Below are 16901 nucleotides of genomic sequence, written 5' to 3' on the forward strand. Positions count from 1 at the left end.
GTAGCGCTTCCTCCCGCATGCCTGGAGCCACCCCATGAAGGCACTCGTCAAGCACAAGGCCGAGCCCGGGCTGTGGCTCATGGACGTTCCCGAGCCCGAGTACGGCCCCGGCGACGTGCTGATCAAGGTGCTGCGGACCGGCATCTGCGGGACCGACCTGCACATCCGCTCCTGGGACGGCTGGGCGCAGGGCGCCGTCAAGACCCCCCTCGTGCTCGGCCACGAGTTCGTCGGCGAGGTGGCCGCGCTCGGTGCGGACGTCCACGAGGACATCGAGGTCGGTGCGCTGGTCAGCGGCGAGGGCCACCTGGTCTGCGGGAAGTGCCGCAACTGCCTGGCCGGGCGCCGCCACCTGTGCCGCAGCACGATCGGGCTCGGGGTCGGCCGCGACGGCGCCTTCGCCGAGTACGTGGTCCTGCCCGCGCAGAACGTGTGGGTGCACCGGGCCAAGGTCGACCTCGACGTCGCGGCGATCTTCGACCCGTTCGGCAACGCCGTGCACACCGCGCTCTCCTTCCCGCTGGTCGGTGAGGACGTGCTGATCACCGGCGCGGGCCCGATCGGGATCATGGCGGCGGCCGTGGCCCGGCACGCGGGAGCGCGCAACGTGGTCATCACCGACGTCAGCCCGGACCGTCTGGAGATCGCCCGCAAGGCCGGCGCCACCCTCGCGCTCGACGTCTCGAAGTCGACCATCGCCGACGCGCAGGCCCAGCTCGGCCTGCGCGAGGGCTTCGACATCGGCCTGGAGATGTCCGGCCGCGGCGAGGCCATGCGCGACATGATCGACAACATGACGCACGGCGGCCGGATCGCCATGCTGGGCCTGCCGGCGCAGGAGTTCGCCGTCGACTGGGCCAAGGTCGTCACCTCGATGATCACGATCAAGGGCATCTACGGCCGCGAGATGTTCGAGACCTGGTACGCGATGACCGTGCTGCTGGAGGGCGGGCTCGACCTCAGCCCCGTCATCACCGGCCGGTACGCCTACGGGGACTTCGAGGCCGCGTTCGACGAGGCGGCGACCGCCCGCAGCGGCAAGATCATCCTGGACTGGACGCAGGCGTAGCGCTCCGGGCGCAGCCGCCGGGGCCGTAGTGCCTTGGCCTCGCCGCCCGGGCGGTAGCCGCCGGGGCGTCGAGTCCCACAGACCATTTCCCTCCGGCCGGGTCCCGCACCACCCTCCCCCCCTCCGCGGGGCCCGGCCCCCTCCCTCCGCCGCACCAGGAGAAAGAGAGCACCGCACATGTTCGAGACCGTCCGCGCGGACCTCCGTACGACCCTCGACGAGATCCGCTCCGCGGGTCTGCACAAGCCCGAGCGCGTCATCGGCACCCCGCAGAACGCCGCCGTCGCCGTGACCTCGGGCGGCGCCCCCGGCGAGGTCCTCAACTTCTGCGCCAACAACTACCTCGGTCTCGCGGACCACCCCGAGGTGGTCACCGCGGCGAAGGAGGCCCTGGACCGCTGGGGCTACGGAATGGCCTCCGTGCGCTTCATCTGCGGTACGCAGGAGGTGCACAAGGAGCTGGAGGCGCGGCTCTCCGCCTTCCTCGGCCAGGAGGACACGATCCTCTACTCCTCCTGCTTCGACGCCAACGGCGGAGTCTTCGAGACCATCCTCGGCCCCGAGGACGCGGTGATCTCCGACGCCCTCAACCACGCCTCGATCATCGACGGCATCCGCCTCTCCAAGGCACGCCGCTTCCGCTACGCCAACCGCGACATGGCGGAACTGGAGACCAGGCTCAAGGAGGCCACCGAGGGCGGTGCCCGCCGCAAGCTGATCGTCACCGACGGCGTGTTCTCGATGGACGGCTACGTCGCCCCGCTCGCCGAGATCTGCGACCTCGCGGAGCGCTACGACGCCATGGTCATGGTCGACGACTCGCACGCCGTCGGCTTCGTCGGCCCCGGCGGCCGCGGCACCCCGGAACTGCACGGGGTCATGGACCGCGTGGACATCATCACCGGCACCCTCGGCAAGGCGCTGGGCGGGGCCTCCGGCGGCTACGTCGCGGCGCGCGCCGAGATCGTCGAGCTGCTGCGCCAGCGCTCGCGCCCGTACCTCTTCTCCAACTCCCTCGCCCCGGTCATCGCGGCGGCCTCCCTCAAGGTCCTCGACCTGCTGGAGTCGGCCGACGACCTGCGCGAGCGGCTCGCCGCCAACACCGCGCTCTTCCGCACGAAGATGACCGAGGCGGGCTTCGAGATCCTGCCCGGCGACCACGCCATCGCCCCGGTGATGATCGGCGACGCGGCGGAGGCGGCCAGGATGGCGGAACTCCTGCTGGAGCGCGGGGTCTACGTGATCGGCTTCTCCTACCCGGTGGTCCCGATGGGCGCGGCGCGGATCCGCGTCCAGCTCTCGGCCGCGCACTCGACGGCCGACGTGGAGCGCGCGATCGCGGCCTTCATCGACGCGCGGGCTGCCCTGGCGGGCGCCGGAGCCTGACCTCCGCCCGGACCCCTGGGGCTCCGCCCCAGACCCCGCGCCTCAAACGCCGGCGAGGCTGGGTTTATCCAGCCCCTCCGGCGTTTGAGGAGCGGGGGTCCGGGGACTGGTCCCCGGCAACGGCGCCGCACGCAGCAACGGGTCCGGGGCGGAGCCCCGGGGAACGGTGGAAGGGCGGGTAGGGGACAGCACCCGGTCCTCCGGGCTCCGGTCCGGGCCGGCCCGGATACCCGGGTGGGGGTGAGGCACCCCGGCCCCGGCACCGGCCGATCGGTCGGGGCGGGAGGGCCCCGCGGCCTGCGAGAATGGCAGGGTGATCGACCCCCGGAGGCTGCGCATCCTGCGGGCCGTCGCGGACCACCGTACGGTGACCGCCGCGGCCGCAGCGCTGTACCTCACCCCCTCCGCCGTGTCGCAGCAGCTCGCGGCGCTGGAGCAGGAGACGGGGCACACCCTGCTGACCCGCAGCGGCCGGGGCGTACGCCTCACCGCGGCCGGGCAGATCCTGCTCGGGCACACGCACGAGGTGCTCGCACAGCTGGAGCGGGCGGAGGCGGAACTCGCCGCCTACGCGGGCGGCTCGGCGGGCGAGGTCACCGTGGCCGCCTTCGCCACCGGCATCGCCGAAGTACTGGCCCCCGCCATCACCCGGCTCGCCGCGGACCACCCCGGGATCCGGCTGCGCGTACGCGACGCGGAGGGCGACCAGAGCCTGCTGCTCCTGCTCGACGGGGAGGCGGACCTGGCGCTGGCCGTCGAGTACCGGGGCGCCCCGGGCGCCGACGACGGCCGGCTGTCCGTGCTCCCGCTCTACGCCGAGCCCTTCGACGCGGTCCTCCCGGCCGGACACCCGCTCGGGGACCTGCCCGAGGTGTCCCTGGCCGATCTCTCCCAGGCGGACTGGGTGGGCCAGTACCCCGGCAACCCCTGCCACGACGTGATGCTCCTCGCCTGCGAACTGGCCGGGTTCCAGCCCAGGCTGGTGCACTCCTCCGACGACTTCCGGGCCGTGGTGGCCCTCGTGGGCGCCGGCGCCGGAGTGGCCCTCGTGCCGCGCTCGGCGCTGCGCGGCATGGAGCTCAAGGAGGTCCGGGTCCGCCCGGTGACCGGCCCGGCGGCGACCCGGCGGGTCTTCGCCGCCACCCGGCGCGGCGCCGAGACGCATCCGCTGATCTCCCCGGTCCTGGCGGCCCTGGCCCGCGAGGCGGGCCGGCTCCCGGCGCACTGAAGGGCCGGCGGCAGGCCTATCGGGCCGGGAAGACCGCGCCCGGCGCGGCGTGGTCGACCGGCCCCGGGAAGCGGGCCGAGGCACGGGACACGGCCTCGGCCGGATCCAGGTCCCGGCCGAGGTGGGTGAGGACCAGTCGCCCGGCGCGGGCCGCGCGGGCGGTGTCACCGGCCTCCTCGGGGGTGTGGTGCACCGGTTCGCCGTCGGCCGGGTGCGCGGAGCTGTCCGCCTCGCAGACCAGGAGCGTGCAGTCCTCGGCCAACCGGGTCAGGGCCGGACAGGGCGCCGTATCCCCGGAGTACACGAGCGACCGGCCTCCCGACTCGGCCCGCAGCGCGAAGGCGGGCATGCCGTGGGACACCGCCGCGCTGGTGAGGTCGAGCGCTCCGGCCCGCGCGTGGTGGCCGTCGTACAGCTCGTGGACCTCGAAGGCGGCCTCGACCGGGCTGCGGTCCGGGCCGTTGGTGAGGAATCCCGCCAGCCGGTCGGCGATGCCGGGCGGCCCGTAGAGGGGGAGCGGCGCGGGCCGTCGTACGTCGGCGTACAGCAGGCCGTAGTACGCGGTCAGCAGGTCGGCCGTGTGGTCGGCGTGCAGGTGCGAGATCCATATCGCGTCCAACTCGCCCAGCCCGACGTGTCGTTGCAGCGGTCCGAGCGTTCCGCTGCCCGCGTCGACCCAGACCCGGGCGCCGCCGCCTTCGAGCAGGTAGCCGGAGCAGGGATTGTCGGCGCGCGGGTAGGGCGTCGCGCTGCCCAGGACGGTGAGCCGGAAAAGATCGTCTGCCATCCGGGGAGTCTAGGAGGCAGCGCGGGGGCCGCCCCGGGGCGCCCCCGGCCCGGCCCGGCCGCGCCCCGGCCGCGCGCTCAGGCGCGGATGACCTCCACGCCCGCCGCCTCGAAGGCCTCGGCCACCGACGGGGACAGGCCGGTGTCCGTCACCAGTACGTCCACGGCGTCGGTGGCGACGATGCGGGCGAAGGCGCGGACGCCGAGCTTGCTGGAGTCGGCGGCGATCACCACGCGGCGGGCGCGTTCGCAGAGCAGGCGGTTCATGGCCGCCTCGTCCTCGTGCCGGGTGGCGGCCCCGTCGGCCGGGTCGAAGGCGTCCACGCCGACGACGGCGGTGTCCACGGAGAGCTGCCCCAGCACCTCCATGGCGAGCGGGCCGGTGAGCTCGTAGGACTGGGGCCGGGCCACGCCGCCGGTGAGCACGATCTTGAACTGCGGCCTGATGACCAGCTCGCCCGCGATGTTCAGCGCGTTGGTGACCACGGTGAGGGCGGGGGAACCGGTGGCGAGGTCGGGGCGGGCGGCCAGCGCGCGCGCCACCTCGGTGGTCGTGGTGCCGCCGGTCAGGCCGATCACCTCGCCGGGGACGATCAGCGCCGCGACGGTTTCGCTGATGCGGCTCTTCTCGGCGGCCCGGCGCGAGGTGCGGTAGCGCAGCGGGAGTTCGTAACTGACCCCGTGCAGCACCGCTCCGCCGCGCGTGCGGACCAGCAGCTGCTGCTCGGCGAGCTGGTCGAGGTCGCGCCGGATGGTGGCGGCGGACACGCCGAGGGCCTCGGCGGCGGGTTCCACTTCCAGCTCGCCCCGCTCCACCAGCAGGTCCAGCAGTGTCTGCCAGCGTTCCTTGCGGGTCATCGGCCGCCCTTCCGGTCGTGTCTTCGAGGGGCGCGCCGCTGTTCGCTTCGACGCTCTCTCTTGGCCTACACGTCGAGATTAACGCAGGAGATCACCCCGGAGATGCTTGAAGTTGCGCGAAATACCGCAGTATCTTGCAGGAACACGCATTCAGGGGTGCACGCACCGCGCTAGGGAGCCGCCATGAGCCACGTCGCGTACGAGTTGGGCACGCAGCCCGCATGCTGGGAGCGGGCCGCCGAACTGGCCCCGGAACACCGGGCGGTGCTGCCGCGGCCGGGCGAGCGTACCGCGATCGTCGGATGCGGGACCTCGTACTACATGGCCCAGGCCGCCGCCGTGTTGCGCGAGGAGGCCGGGCAGGGCGAGACCGACGCCTTCCCCGCCTCGGAGTTCCCCCGCCACCGGCGCTACGACCGGGTCGTCGCACTGACCCGGTCCGGGACCACCACCGAGGTCCTCGACCTGCTGGCCGGACTGCGGGACGCGGGCGTGCCCACCACCGCCGTCATCGGGGACCCCGCCACCCCCGTCATCACCCTCGCCGACGCGCTCGTCGTCCTCGACTTCGCCGACGAGCAGTCCGTCGTGCAGACCCGCTTCGCCACCACGGCCCTCACCCTGCTGCGCGCCCACGTCGGCCTGCACAGCCCGTCCGTCGTCGCCGACGCGCGCGCCGCGCTCGCCGACCCGCTCCCCGCGGAGCTGGAGACCCGGGGGCAGTTCACCTTCCTCGGACGGGGCTGGAGCGTCGGACTCGCCAACGAGGCCGCCCTGAAGATGCGCGAAGCCGCCCTGGCCTGGGCCGAGTCCTACCCGGCCATGGAGTACCGGCACGGCCCCATCAGCGTCTCGGCGCCCGGCACCGCCACCTGGTCGCTCGGCGACGCCCCCGAAGGGCTCGCCGAACAGGTCCGGGGGACCGGAGCCCAGTGGGTGGCCGGGCACCTCGACCCGCTCGCCGAGCTGGTCCGCGTCCACCGGCTGGCCATCGCCGTCGCCGCCCACCAGGGGCTGGACCCGGACGCGCCGCGCAATCTGACCCGGTCCGTCATCCTCACCACGGGCGAGGAGGCCGTCCGATGAGCCTCGTCCCCGCCGGCGGGCTCGTCCTGGACGCCGCCGCCCGCGGCCGCGCCGTCGCCGCCTTCAACATCATCACGCTGGAGCACGCCGAAGCGGTCGTCGCGGGCGCCGAAGCGGCCGGACTCCCCGTGCTGCTCCAGCTCAGCGAGAACGCCGTCAAGTTCCGGGGCGGGGCGCTGCTGCCCATCAGCCGCGCGGCCGTGGCCGTCGCCGAGGCCGCCGGGGTCCCGGTCGGGCTGCACCTGGACCACGTCAAGAGCTCCGAACTGCTGCGGCAGGCCGTGGACGCCGGATTCAGCTCGGTCATGTACGACGCCGCGCACCTCTCCTACGCGGAGAACCTGGAGGCCACCCGCTCCGCCGCCGACTGGGCGCACGTCAACGGGCTCTGGATCGAAGCCGAACTCGGCGAGGTCGGCGGGAAGAACGGGGCCGCGCCGCTGGACCCGCACGCACCCGGCGCCCGTACCGACCCCGACGAGGCGCGGCGGTTCGTCGCCGACTCCGGAGTGGACGCGCTGGCCGTAGCCATCGGCAGCAGCCACGCCATGACCAGCCGCACCGCGGCCCTCGACCACGCGCTGCTCGGCCGCCTCGCCAAGACGGTCGACGTGCCGCTGGTGCTGCACGGATCCTCCGGTCTGCCTGACGCGGAACTCGCCGCGGCCGTCGCCGGCGGCATCCGAAAGGTCAACATCGGCACCGCGCTGAACGTGGCGATGACCGAAGCCATCCGCACCCATCTCACCCCCGCGGATCCCCGCCCGTATTTGACCGCCGCACGGGAGGCGATGACGGCGACGGCCGCCGCTATGATCAGCGCCCTGAACTGACCGGAACGGGTATCGGGGGGACTGTATGGACGCACAGCGGGGCCTCAGCAGCAGACGGCGGCTTCTTCTGGGACTGGGGGCCCCGCTGCTGCTCGGCGCGGCGGGGCTCGGCTACGTCATGTGGCCCGAGGAAGAAGACGCGGAGAAGGTCCGCACCGATCTGGCGCCGCTCAACCGGCGCTTCTGGACCGCGCTGGGCGACGTGTCCGACGCGCACTGGCTGGGCTACGACATCGACGAGTCCAACAACGACCGGTCGATCCCGAGCCCGGATTCCCGGATGCGGCTGGTCGGCGTCGCCCACCTCAAGCAGGGCACGGCGAACCGCATCATGCGCGATCCCGCCCACCACTTCGAGGTCGGCTCCCTGGCCGGGCTGCCCGCCCCGCTGAAACCGTACATACCCTCCAGCGCGGCCTGGAAGCAGAGCACGACGTACGACAAGGTCGCTCTGGAGGAAGGCCTGAACGTGGTCCCGTCGGGCACCTTCCGCTTCGACGGCATCCGCGACCTCGTCTACTTCGACTACGTGTTCCTCTACACGTGAGCCACGCCTGAGATGCGCCTGAGCCACACCTGAGGAGCGGCCCGCGGGATTCCTCCCACTCAGTGGGAGGACGGCCGCGGCGGCATTGAAGCTGCGCCCCGGGCGGTGTTTCGTCGGATGCCGGAGCAGAGCAGGCGCCGCCGAGGGAAGGCCACCGCACATGCCGCAGCAGCAGCCGCAGGATTCGCAGTCGCCGTACAGGCCGCCGTACGCCCCGCCCCCGCGGCCGCAGCCGTATCTCCCGCACCGCTTCGGGGTGTTCCTCGCCCCCTACCACCGGCCCGACGGCGACCCCGCGCTCCAGCTGCGCCGGGACCTCGACCTCGCCGCCGACCTGGACCGGCTCGGCTACGAGGAACTGTGGGCCGGCGAACACCACTCCGCGGGGTACGAGATCATCGCCTCGCCCGAGGTGTTCCTCGCCGCGGCTGCCGAACGCACCAGCCGGATCATGCTCGGAACCGGGGTCAACTCCCTGCCCTACCACCAGCCGTTGATCCTCGCCGACCGGATCTGCCAGCTCGACCAGCAGTCCCGGGGACGGGCCATGCTCGGGGTCGGTCCGGGCCAGCTGCCCTCGGACGCCTGCATGATGGGCGTCGACCCGCTCCGCTCCCGCGCGATGACGGCCGACGCCCTGGACGCGATCGTCCGGCTGCTGCGCGGGGAGACGGTCACGGCCGCCACCGAGTGGTTCGCCCTGGAGGAGGCCCGGCTCCAGCTCGGACCCTACCGGGGCCGGGAACTGGAGGTCGCGGTCGCCTCCGCCGTATCGCCGACCGGGGCTGTGCTCGCGGGACGCCACGGGGTCGGGATGCTCTCGCTCGCCGCGGCCGACCCCGCCGGGTACGGGGCGCTCGACGCCAACTGGGCCGCCCACGAGCGGGCCTGCGGCGAAGCCGGCCGCGCCGCCGACCGCACCGCCTGGCGGCTGGTCACCCCCGTGCACCTGGCCGAGACCCGCGAACAGGCCCTGCGCGAAGCCGAGTACGGCACGCCCGACCTCGTGGACTACATCGAGAAGCTGAGCGGCACCCGGCTGGACGGCTGCGCCACCCCGGCCGGCGCCGTCGAGCGGTGGACCACCGAGGGGCTGCCCACCTTCGGCCGGGCCGTCATCGGCACCCCCGAGGACGCCGTGCAGCGGGTCGAGCAACTGGCGGACAAGACCGGCGGGTTCGGGACCTTCCTCATCCTGCGGCTGGACCTCGCCGAGCCCGCGGCCGCCCTGCGCAGCCTGGAGCTCTTCGCCGAGCGGGTCGTCCCCCGACTCACCGGCCACACCGAAGCGCGCCGCGCCAGCCTGGAGTGGGCCGGGCGCAACAGCGAACGGTTCGTCGGAGCCATGCGCCGGGCCACGATGGACGCCATCGCCCGCAAGGGAGAGGTCCGTTGAGGGCCGCGGTGCTCGAAGACGGCCGGTTCCGCGTACGGGAGCACCCGGATCCGGTGCCCGGCCCCGGGCAGGCACTCGTGGAGACCGCCGCCTGCGGGATCTGCGGCTCCGACCTGAGCGCCGTCGCGCACACCGACGAGTTCCTCCGGGCCTCCCGGGACAGCGGAACCACCAGCTTCCTCTTCGACCCGGACCGGCCGCTGGTGATGGGCCACGAGTTCTCCGGCCGGGTCCTCTCCTACGGGCCCGGCGCGACCGGTCCCGAACCGGGCACCGGGGTCGTCGGCCTGCCCTGGGCGGTCGATGCGGGCGGGGTCGTGCGGACCGTGGGCTACAGCAACGCCTTCCCCGGCGGATTCGGCGAGCGGATCGTCGTACAGGCGCAGGCGCTGCTGCCCGTCCCGCCGTCCCTGGACCTCGGGCTCGCCGCCCTCACCGAGCCGCTGGCGGTGGGTTTCGGCAACATCGCCCGGAGCGCGGCGGGAAAGGACACCCCGGCCGTGGTCGTCGGCTGCGGCCCGGTCGGCCTCGGGGCCGTCGCAGCACTCCTGGAGCGCGGCGCCGGACCGGTCGTCGCCTCCGACCCCTTGCCGCTGCGGCGGGCGGCCGCCGCCCGGCTCGGCGCGCACGCGGTGGTGGACCCGGCCGCGCAGGACCCCGTACGTCTCTGCGCAGAGCTAGCGGGAGCCCGCCCGCGCCCCGCGGTGGTCGTGAACTGCGTGGGCGTACCCGGCATGCTGAACCGGCTCCTGCACACCGTCCCGCGCGGCACCGAGATCCTGCAGATCGGCGGGGTGATGACCGAGGACGTGATCCGGCCGGTGGTCGGCATCTACAAGGACGTCACGATCCGCATGTGCCTGACCTACCCGCCCGAACAGTTCGGCGCCACCCTCGCCCGCCTGGCCGAAGGCCGCATCGACCCCGCGTCCCTGGTCACGGGAGAAGCGGGCTTCGGCGGGCTGGACGCGGCCTTCGCCTCCCTGCGGCGGCCCGAGGAGCACATCAAGGTCCTGATCCGGCCCGGGCAGGGCGGAACGGGGGTGACGGCCCGCCGGGCACCCGCCGACGACATGACCCGCTGACGACATGACCACTGACCCTTCCGGATTCTTGGAACAGGTTCTAGTCTGCCCCCGCAGCGGCGGCGGCGGACGGCCGCGCGACCTGAGCCACGAGAGACCCGGAGGGGCCGTGCACCTCGAATACACGCCTGAGCAGCAGCGGTTGCGCGCCGAGCTGCGCGCCTACTTCGCCGAACTGATCCCGGACGACGTCTACGCGCGGTACGAGGACCCGGCCGAACAGAAGCGCTTCTACCGGGAGACCATCCGCAGGCTCGGTGCCGACGGCTGGCTCGGGGTCGGCTGGCCCAAGGAGTACGGCGGGCGCGGGATGTCGCCCATGGACCAGTTCATCTTCTTCGACGAGGCCGCACAGGCCGTCGTGCCGCTGCCGCTGATGGCGCTCAACACCGTCGGGCCGACCATCATGCAGTTCGGCACCGACGAGCAGAAGGCGTACTTCCTGCCCAAGATCCTCGCCGGGGAGATCGACTTCGCCATCGGCTACAGCGAGCCCGACGCCGGCACCGACCTCGCCGCCCTCAAGTGCAAGGCCGTCCGCGAGGGCGACGAGGAGACCGGCACCTACGTGGTCGACGGGCAGAAGATCTGGACCACCAACGGCGACACCGCCGACTGGGTCTGGCTCGCCGTCCGCACCGACCCGGACGCCCCCGCCCACAAGGGCATCACCATGCTCCTCGTACCGACCTCCGACCCCGGCTACTCCTGCACCCTCATCAACACCCTGGCCTCGCACGACACCACGGCCAGCTACTACGAGAACATCCGCGTCCCCGCGAGCCGCCGCGTCGGCCAGGAGAACAAGGGCTGGCGCCTGATCACCAACCAGCTCAACCACGAGCGCGTCACCCTCGCCGCCCACGGCACCATGGCCATCCGCGCCCTGCACGACGTCCAGCGCTGGGCCGCCGAGACCAAGCTCGCCGACGGCCGCCGCGTCATCGACCTCTCCTGGGTCCGCGGCCGCCTCGCCCGCACCCACGCCCGCCTCGACGCGATGAAACTGCTGAACTGGCAGATGGTCAACGCCGTCCAGGACGGCAACCTCACCCCGCAGGACGCCTCCGCCGTCAAGGTCTACGGCTCCGAGGCGCGCAGGGACGCGTACGCCTGGCTGATGGAGGTGGTCGGCGCGGCCGGCTCCCTCAAGGACGGCTCCGCGGGCGCGGTCCTGCACGGCGAACTGGAGCGCGGCTACCGCAGCGCGGTCATCTTCACCTTCGGCGGCGGCAACAACGAGATCCAGCGCGAGATCATCTCGTGGATCGGCCTGGGCATGCCGCGGGTGCGCCGCTGAGACGATGTGACGAGGATTCATGGTTGGCACCAAGACCAACCTCTCGCCAGAGGTGGTAGCGCATCACTTCCCCGTCACAGTGCTGCTGTCGGACCCTCACGGCGTCGTGCGCTGAGTGCCGGCATGTTCCCCGCACGTGAGGTTTGGTCGCGGCTCCCCGGTCCGTTCACGCGGTACCTGCCAGGGTCGTCCTGGCAGGTACGCGGAGCCGGCCATGGATCTTGGTCTGGATCGATGCCGAGTGGGCTGACGGTGAGGGCCATCCGCACCAGGGCCCGTTCTCAGCCCAGGAGGTCGCCGTCATCCCGTCGTACGGGCCGTGGCAGGCCTGGCCGCGCGCCTGACGCAAGAAGGCGTAGCAGAGGAGATCACCGCATCCCTCCTGGACTCCCTGGCCGTGCACGCCGACCGGGTCGACCCCGATGCCATCGGCTGGGCCCTGCCGGACCTCTCCAAGGTGTCGGCGCACCCCCGTGGTCGGACGGCTGGCCCTGCGCGCCGCCTTCTCGGCGTCCTGGACCCTGACCCGGCTGCTCCACGGGCTGCGCATGTGCGGTACACCCGACGCGACAACAGTCCTCGTGCCCCGCGCTATGGCTGCGGCGCCGCACATGGCCCCGGACAATCTGCCGTACCTGATGAGCGGGCTGGAGGGAATCGGGGAAGAGCAGGCCGTACGCGCCGTGCTCGCCCTCGACCCGGCATCCCGGATCGAGCTCACCGACGCCGGAGTAGTGGTGACTCTGCTCCGGGGGCTCGCGAAGGCCGGCGACAAGAACGGCGTGCGCACCCTGATCGACCGCTCGCCGGCCCGGCACGTCGAGCTGACCGGCGACCCCGACCAGTACGACTGGGAATCCAACCTCGGCGATCTACTCTGCTGGAACGAGCCCGGGCCCATACCCCTTACGAGGACACCGCCTTCATCGTGTCCGAGCTGTACGAGGCGGGAGCCGTGGAGGCCGCCAGTACCCTGGCCCGGCACGTCGCCGAGCACGTCGATAGCCCGAGCACGGACACCACATCGTTCATGCTCTGGCTCTTCCACAAGTGCGAAGCTCCGGAGGCCGTGCGGGTCCTGTTCGACCGCGGGCTCGTGGACCGAGTCGATGTGACCCACTACAGGGACTGGTACTCGCTCGACTCCATTCTGGAAACCTTGTGCGAGGTGGGAGCGATCGACACCGCCCTCGTATGCGCCGCCCGCATTGCCGAAGGCGTCGACCTCCCTCCGGCCATCGGCATCGCACAACTGCTGCAGACCATGACCGCCCACGGCCTGACCAGCCCGCGGGACTCCCTCGTCCGCAGGGCTGCCTCGGGTGCGTCGCTGACCCACATGAACGGTGTCGCCCGGCTCATCGAAGCCTTCCTCGCCCTCGGCGAAGGCGAGGCCGTGGCCGAGCTCCTGGGCCGGGACCCGCTCGCGCAGGTCGATCGGAGCCAGGCCTCCGAAGCCTGCCATGACGCGCTCCTTGCTGCACTTCACAAAGCCGGGTCCCCGCAGGCCCATACCTTCGCCCGGTGGGCCCGGGCCGCCGGACGGCTGGGAGTCGAGGAACTGCCCCCGTACGGACTGAAACCCGACGGCACCCCCGCCGAGCCCTGGCCCTGGACCGACCAACTAGTCGAGCCCTGGCCGAAGTTCTCCTTACCGGTGAGTTTCCCAAGGATCGGCAGACCTCTGGGCAGCTGGGTAGAGCGGAGCCCTCAGCGGGATCGTGGCGAGTGCCGCACCGTCCGGTGACGGACAGGATTCCCATACTTACGATCTGTTCTTGGTCGTAATGGACGGTGCACCTCGCGGCCCCTGGGTCCCAGTGCGCTGGTGGACCTGGGTAGCGGGCTGCATGATGGTCGTGTAGGCGGTTTCGGCTGTTCTCACCTCTCGGCCGAGGCTCTGCCGCTCAGCTGCCCGTGGTCATCCGCGGCGAAAGGGGCAGCGATGGCCACTGACCTCGAATTGGAAGTCTCAAGGACACGCCCTGACGAGTACGAGGTGCGGGTGGTGCACGCAGCGGCTGGCGGGGAGCCCAGCGCCGCGCTGCAGCTCGACGTCGACGGGCTGCTCAACCGGCGCGCGGCGCTGGAGGCAACGGTGTTGGCCTCCTCGGTGCAAGCGCGGCGGGCGGTGTCGGCCACAGAGGAGCCGGTGCGGCAAGTCGGGCAACAGCTCTTCGAAGCGCTCTTCACCGGCCCGGTCTACGGAACCTACCGAGCGAGCAGCGGGGTGGCGCAAGAGAGGCAGCAGCGGCTGCGGATCATACTGCGGCTGAAGACGCCGGAGCTCGCCCTGCTGCCATGGGAGACGCTGTTCGACCCAGATGCCGAGGTGTACCTGTGTCGGCAAGAGCCGCTCGTCCGGCACGTGCCCGCCCGCTACACGCCCGAGCCGCTGCAGGTGAAGCCACCCCTGCGCATTCTGGCGGTGATCGCGTCACCGCGCGGGCTGCCACTGCTGGATACCGACGCCGAACGTGGCCGGCTCGAGGAAGCCTTGGCCGAGCAGATCGATGCGGGGCGGGTCGAGCTGACCTGGGTGCCGCAGGCCAGCTGGGACCGTGTGCACGGGCGCCTGCTGGAGGGTGAATGGCACGTGCTGCACTTCATCGGCCACGGCGACTACGACGAAAGTGCCGATGAGGGCCTGATCGCGCTGGTTGACAGCGGCGGCGGCGCCGATCTGGTGGAGGCGTCCCGGCTGGCGGACCTGCTCGGTGAGGCCCGGCCCACCCCGCGGCTTGTCGTGCTCAATTCCTGCGCCTCGGCGCAGGGCGGGACGCGCGACGTCTTCTCCAGCACCGGTGCGACGCTGGTCCGCAGCGGCATCAGCGCGGCCGCCGCGATGCAGTTCACGGTCAGCGATCGGGCCGCCATCCGTTTCGCACATGGCTTCTACGCCGCACTCGCCCACGGCCGCCGGATCGACGAGGCAGCACAAAGCGGGCGGATCGCGATCCTCGGTACCAGCCGCCGCACCCTGGAATGGATCACCCCCGTGCTATACGTGCGCGGCGACACCACCCAGTTGTTCACCTTCACCGCAGAATCGCCTTCGCTATCGGTCCCGGATCCGCCGCCTGGTGGTCGGCGCGACGTGCCGTTGCGCGCCCTGTACGTGAGGGCCGCCGCAGAGGTGCGCGTGGGCCGCCACAGCCGTGCCATCGAGCTGCTCGACGACCTGCTCATGCTCGACCCGGACAACCCGGACGCGGTGGCACTGCGCGACACCGCTGTCCATCAGCGCCGACTCGCCGAAGCCTACGAGCAGGCGACGGACGCCGAGGCCGCCGGGGACTGGGCCGCCGCGATCGACGCGTACACGGAGATCCTCCGGACCGACCAGGGCTACCTGGACGCCGTTGCCCGACGAGAATCATGCCGGGCCCGGCAGCACATCGCGGATCTGGAGGCCGAACTGCGTTACCACGCGGATGCCGGCCGGTGGCAGGCTGTCATCCAGGTCAGCGAGGACCTCCATGGGCTCGACCCAGCCGCCGCCGACCCCGACGGCCTGGCCACCCACGCCCGCCGGACCCTGCGGGAAGCGGAACACGAGCGCCTCTATGCCGAGGCCCGTAGGGCGGAGGACGCCGGGGACTGGGCTGTGGCCTCCGCCCGCTACGGCGAACTCGCGGCCGACGGCGGTTATCGCGACGCTGCACAGCGACGCGCCGTCTCTCAGGAGATCGACGAGCTGCGTACCGCACTGCACGAGCGGGTAGCCGCACAAGACTGGGTGAAGGTACTGGAAACGATAACCAAGTTGACGGTCGTGCAAGCGCCTACGGCGGACGAATACGCCGCACTGGCCGATCTCGCTCGGCGCGAGATTACTTTTAACCCGCCCAAGCTGGCCAGTATCGACTTCGAGGACGAGGTCCTTTCCCTGTCGTGGGACCCGGCCGGCCAGAGCATCGCCGTCGCGGGCAAATCCCGGTGGGCTCGCGTCTACGACACCTCCGGCGCGGAGCGATTGAAGGTCAAGGGAGGAAGCATGCGGTCCGTCGTGTCCGCGGTGGCGTTCAGCGCGGACGGGTACCGGATCGCTACGGGCAACACAAGCCGCGCTGCGCGGGTGTGGGACGCCGCCACCGGCCGCCTGCTGCTCGAGGTAAGCCATGGCGCCTGCGTGAACGCGTTGGCATTCAGCCCGGAGGGTGCCCGGTTCGCCACTGGCGGTTCGGATGCCATGGTCCGGGTGTGGGACGTCACGGGCATCCGCGAGAACTTGCTCGACCTACGCCATGGAGGCGACGGGTGGGTTCTCGTGAACGCGGTGGCATTCAGCCCGGAGGGTGCCCGGTTCGCCACTGGCGGTTCGGGTGCCACGGCCCGGGTGTGGGACGCCACAACCGGTCGGCAGCTGGTCGAGCTGCGTCATGGTGGCGGTGTGAACGCGGTGGCGTTCAGCCCGGACGGCGCTCGGATCGCGACCGGCAGCGATGACCACTCGGCCCGGGTGTGGGACGCCGCAACCGGTCGGCAGCTGCTCGCGGTACGTCATGGTGGCGGTGTGAACGCGGTGGCGTTCAGCCCGGACGGCGCCCGGATCGCCACCGGCAGCGATGACCACTCGGCCCGGGTGTGGGACGCCGCAACCGGTCGGCAGCTGCTCGCGGTACGTCATGGTGCCGGTGTGAACGCGGTGGCGTTCAGCCCGGACGGCACCCTGATCGCCACCGGCAGCGGCGACCACACCGCATGCCTGTGGCCGGTCGGCGACCTTTAGGGAAGGAACCGCAAGGGAAGGGAACGCCTGGAATGGGACATCTGGTTGAATTTTCCACGGCGGAGGGCGATACCGTACTGATCGAGGTCAGGGACCCGGCGGCCGGGATGGTGACCCGCGGACTCCGCGATACCGCGGTAACCGAACGGGCGCAAAAGACCTTCGAGGAAGCCGTACGCTGTGCGCGGCCCGCGGTAGAAGGCGTGGTCGCCCAACTCCGTACCATCGCAGAGTCACCTGATGAGATCCACGTCGAGTTCGGCCTCGACCTGCACGCCGAAGCCGGTGCCTTCATCGCCTCTGCCAGCACCACCGCCAATTTCACCGTGGCCGTCACCTGGCACCGGAACAAACCTCATCCGACGACCGGGCAATCCCCTCTATGAGTAGCCGTTGTCGTACCGAGAGGTTCGCTGGCGGTTGAGCGAGGGTTCCCGGTCGGGTGGTCTTCCTGGTTGGTGGAGTACCGGTAATCGTGGTCACAGACGACGGCAGCAGATCGGCGCGCGGAAGCCGGAGCGGCCAACACCGTTGCAGCTTCCGGTGCTTCGGCGGCCTGGCGTCACCGGGCGGTGTGCTGTTTCCTGGAAGGCGT

At 71.9% G+C, this 16901-nt stretch carries 14 protein-coding genes; 12 read left to right on the top strand and 2 right to left on the bottom strand.

Annotated elements, in window-relative coordinates; translation table 11 throughout:
• Positions 1 to 34: 34 nt before the first annotated feature.
• From tdh to OG898_RS27510, 3 genes are all read left to right on the top strand, one after another.
• Positions 35 to 1069, top strand: a complete 1035-nt coding sequence (tdh, locus tag OG898_RS27500) for an L-threonine 3-dehydrogenase (RefSeq protein WP_250739075.1) — start codon at positions 35 to 37, stop codon at positions 1067 to 1069.
• Positions 1070 to 1246: 177 nt separating this feature from the next.
• Positions 1247 to 2455, top strand: a complete 1209-nt coding sequence (locus OG898_RS27505) for a glycine C-acetyltransferase (protein ID WP_250739077.1) — start codon at positions 1247 to 1249, stop codon at positions 2453 to 2455.
• Positions 2456 to 2768: 313 nt separating this feature from the next.
• Positions 2769 to 3683: a LysR family transcriptional regulator gene (locus OG898_RS27510; RefSeq protein ID WP_266959888.1), complete on the top strand. Its 915-nt coding sequence runs from the start codon at positions 2769 to 2771 to the stop codon at positions 3681 to 3683.
• A gap of 16 nt (positions 3684 to 3699) precedes the next feature.
• On the opposite strand, the gene OG898_RS27515 is transcribed toward OG898_RS27510, so the two are convergent.
• Both OG898_RS27515 and OG898_RS27520 read right to left on the bottom strand, forming a co-directional pair.
• Positions 3700 to 4470 (bottom strand): MBL fold metallo-hydrolase, encoded by a 771-nt coding sequence (locus tag OG898_RS27515; RefSeq protein ID WP_266959890.1) that lies wholly within the window; start codon positions 4468 to 4470, stop codon positions 3700 to 3702.
• A 77-nt stretch (positions 4471 to 4547) separates the two neighbouring features.
• Positions 4548 to 5327, bottom strand: a complete 780-nt coding sequence (locus tag OG898_RS27520) for a DeoR/GlpR family DNA-binding transcription regulator (RefSeq protein ID WP_250739083.1) — start codon at positions 5325 to 5327, stop codon at positions 4548 to 4550.
• A gap of 183 nt (positions 5328 to 5510) precedes the next feature.
• Between OG898_RS27520 and OG898_RS27525 the strand changes: the two genes are divergently transcribed.
• The 9 genes from OG898_RS27525 to OG898_RS27565 all read left to right on the top strand — a co-directional run bounded on the left by OG898_RS27525 (position 5511) and on the right by OG898_RS27565 (position 16692).
• On the top strand, positions 5511 to 6413 hold the full coding sequence (locus OG898_RS27525) for an SIS domain-containing protein (protein ID WP_266959892.1): 903 nt from the start codon (positions 5511 to 5513) through the stop codon (positions 6411 to 6413).
• On the top strand, positions 6410 to 7246 hold the full coding sequence (locus OG898_RS27530; RefSeq protein ID WP_266959894.1) for a class II fructose-bisphosphate aldolase: 837 nt from the start codon (positions 6410 to 6412) through the stop codon (positions 7244 to 7246). Before OG898_RS27525 ends, OG898_RS27530 begins: the two co-directional genes overlap by 4 nt.
• 25 nt (positions 7247 to 7271) lie before the next feature.
• A complete protein-coding gene (locus OG898_RS27535; RefSeq protein WP_250739095.1) occupies positions 7272 to 7793 on the top strand; it encodes a hypothetical protein in 522 nt (173 codons plus the stop codon).
• Positions 7794 to 7953: 160 nt separating this feature from the next.
• Entirely contained in the window at positions 7954 to 9189 is a 1236-nt protein-coding gene (locus OG898_RS27540) for an LLM class flavin-dependent oxidoreductase (RefSeq protein ID WP_266959897.1), read from the top strand.
• Complete coding sequence (locus tag OG898_RS27545) at positions 9186 to 10274, top strand: zinc-binding dehydrogenase (protein ID WP_266959899.1); 1089 nt, start codon at positions 9186 to 9188, stop codon at positions 10272 to 10274. Before OG898_RS27540 ends, OG898_RS27545 begins: the two co-directional genes overlap by 4 nt.
• 109 nt (positions 10275 to 10383) lie before the next feature.
• Positions 10384 to 11574, top strand: a complete 1191-nt coding sequence (locus tag OG898_RS27550) for an acyl-CoA dehydrogenase family protein (protein ID WP_250739108.1) — start codon at positions 10384 to 10386, stop codon at positions 11572 to 11574.
• A gap of 928 nt (positions 11575 to 12502) precedes the next feature.
• On the top strand, positions 12503 to 13321 hold the full coding sequence (locus OG898_RS27555; RefSeq protein ID WP_266959902.1) for a hypothetical protein: 819 nt from the start codon (positions 12503 to 12505) through the stop codon (positions 13319 to 13321).
• 198 nt (positions 13322 to 13519) lie between these two features.
• On the top strand, positions 13520 to 16306 hold the full coding sequence (locus OG898_RS27560; RefSeq protein WP_266959904.1) for a CHAT domain-containing protein: 2787 nt from the start codon (positions 13520 to 13522) through the stop codon (positions 16304 to 16306).
• A gap of 32 nt (positions 16307 to 16338) precedes the next feature.
• On the top strand, positions 16339 to 16692 hold the full coding sequence (locus tag OG898_RS27565) for a CU044_2847 family protein (RefSeq protein WP_266959906.1): 354 nt from the start codon (positions 16339 to 16341) through the stop codon (positions 16690 to 16692).
• The last annotated feature ends 209 nt before the right edge of the window (positions 16693 to 16901 follow it).

It is taken from the genome of Streptomyces sp. NBC_00193 (assembly GCF_026342735.1).
Taxonomy (GTDB): Bacteria; Actinomycetota; Actinomycetes; order Streptomycetales; family Streptomycetaceae; genus Streptomyces; species Streptomyces stoeckheimensis.

What these genes read in the sequence shown, in the direction of transcription:
- tdh (WP_250739075.1), top strand. Translation starts at nt 35, where the DNA reads ATGAAGGCACTCGTCAAGCACAAGGCCGAGCCCGGGCTGTGGCTCATG.
- OG898_RS27505 (WP_250739077.1), top strand. Translation starts at nt 1,247, where the DNA reads ATGTTCGAGACCGTCCGCGCGGACCTCCGTACGACCCTCGACGAGATC.
- OG898_RS27515 (WP_266959890.1), bottom strand. Translation starts at nt 4,470, where the DNA reads ATGGCAGACGATCTTTTCCGGCTCACCGTCCTGGGCAGCGCGACGCCC.
- OG898_RS27520 (WP_250739083.1), bottom strand. Translation starts at nt 5,327, where the DNA reads ATGACCCGCAAGGAACGCTGGCAGACACTGCTGGACCTGCTGGTGGAG.
- OG898_RS27525 (WP_266959892.1), top strand. Translation starts at nt 5,511, where the DNA reads ATGAGCCACGTCGCGTACGAGTTGGGCACGCAGCCCGCATGCTGGGAG.
- OG898_RS27530 (WP_266959894.1), top strand. Translation starts at nt 6,410, where the DNA reads ATGAGCCTCGTCCCCGCCGGCGGGCTCGTCCTGGACGCCGCCGCCCGC.
- OG898_RS27535 (WP_250739095.1), top strand. Translation starts at nt 7,272, where the DNA reads ATGGACGCACAGCGGGGCCTCAGCAGCAGACGGCGGCTTCTTCTGGGA.
- OG898_RS27540 (WP_266959897.1), top strand. Translation starts at nt 7,954, where the DNA reads ATGCCGCAGCAGCAGCCGCAGGATTCGCAGTCGCCGTACAGGCCGCCG.
- OG898_RS27560 (WP_266959904.1), top strand. Translation starts at nt 13,520, where the DNA reads ATGGCCACTGACCTCGAATTGGAAGTCTCAAGGACACGCCCTGACGAG.
- OG898_RS27565 (WP_266959906.1), top strand. Translation starts at nt 16,339, where the DNA reads ATGGGACATCTGGTTGAATTTTCCACGGCGGAGGGCGATACCGTACTG.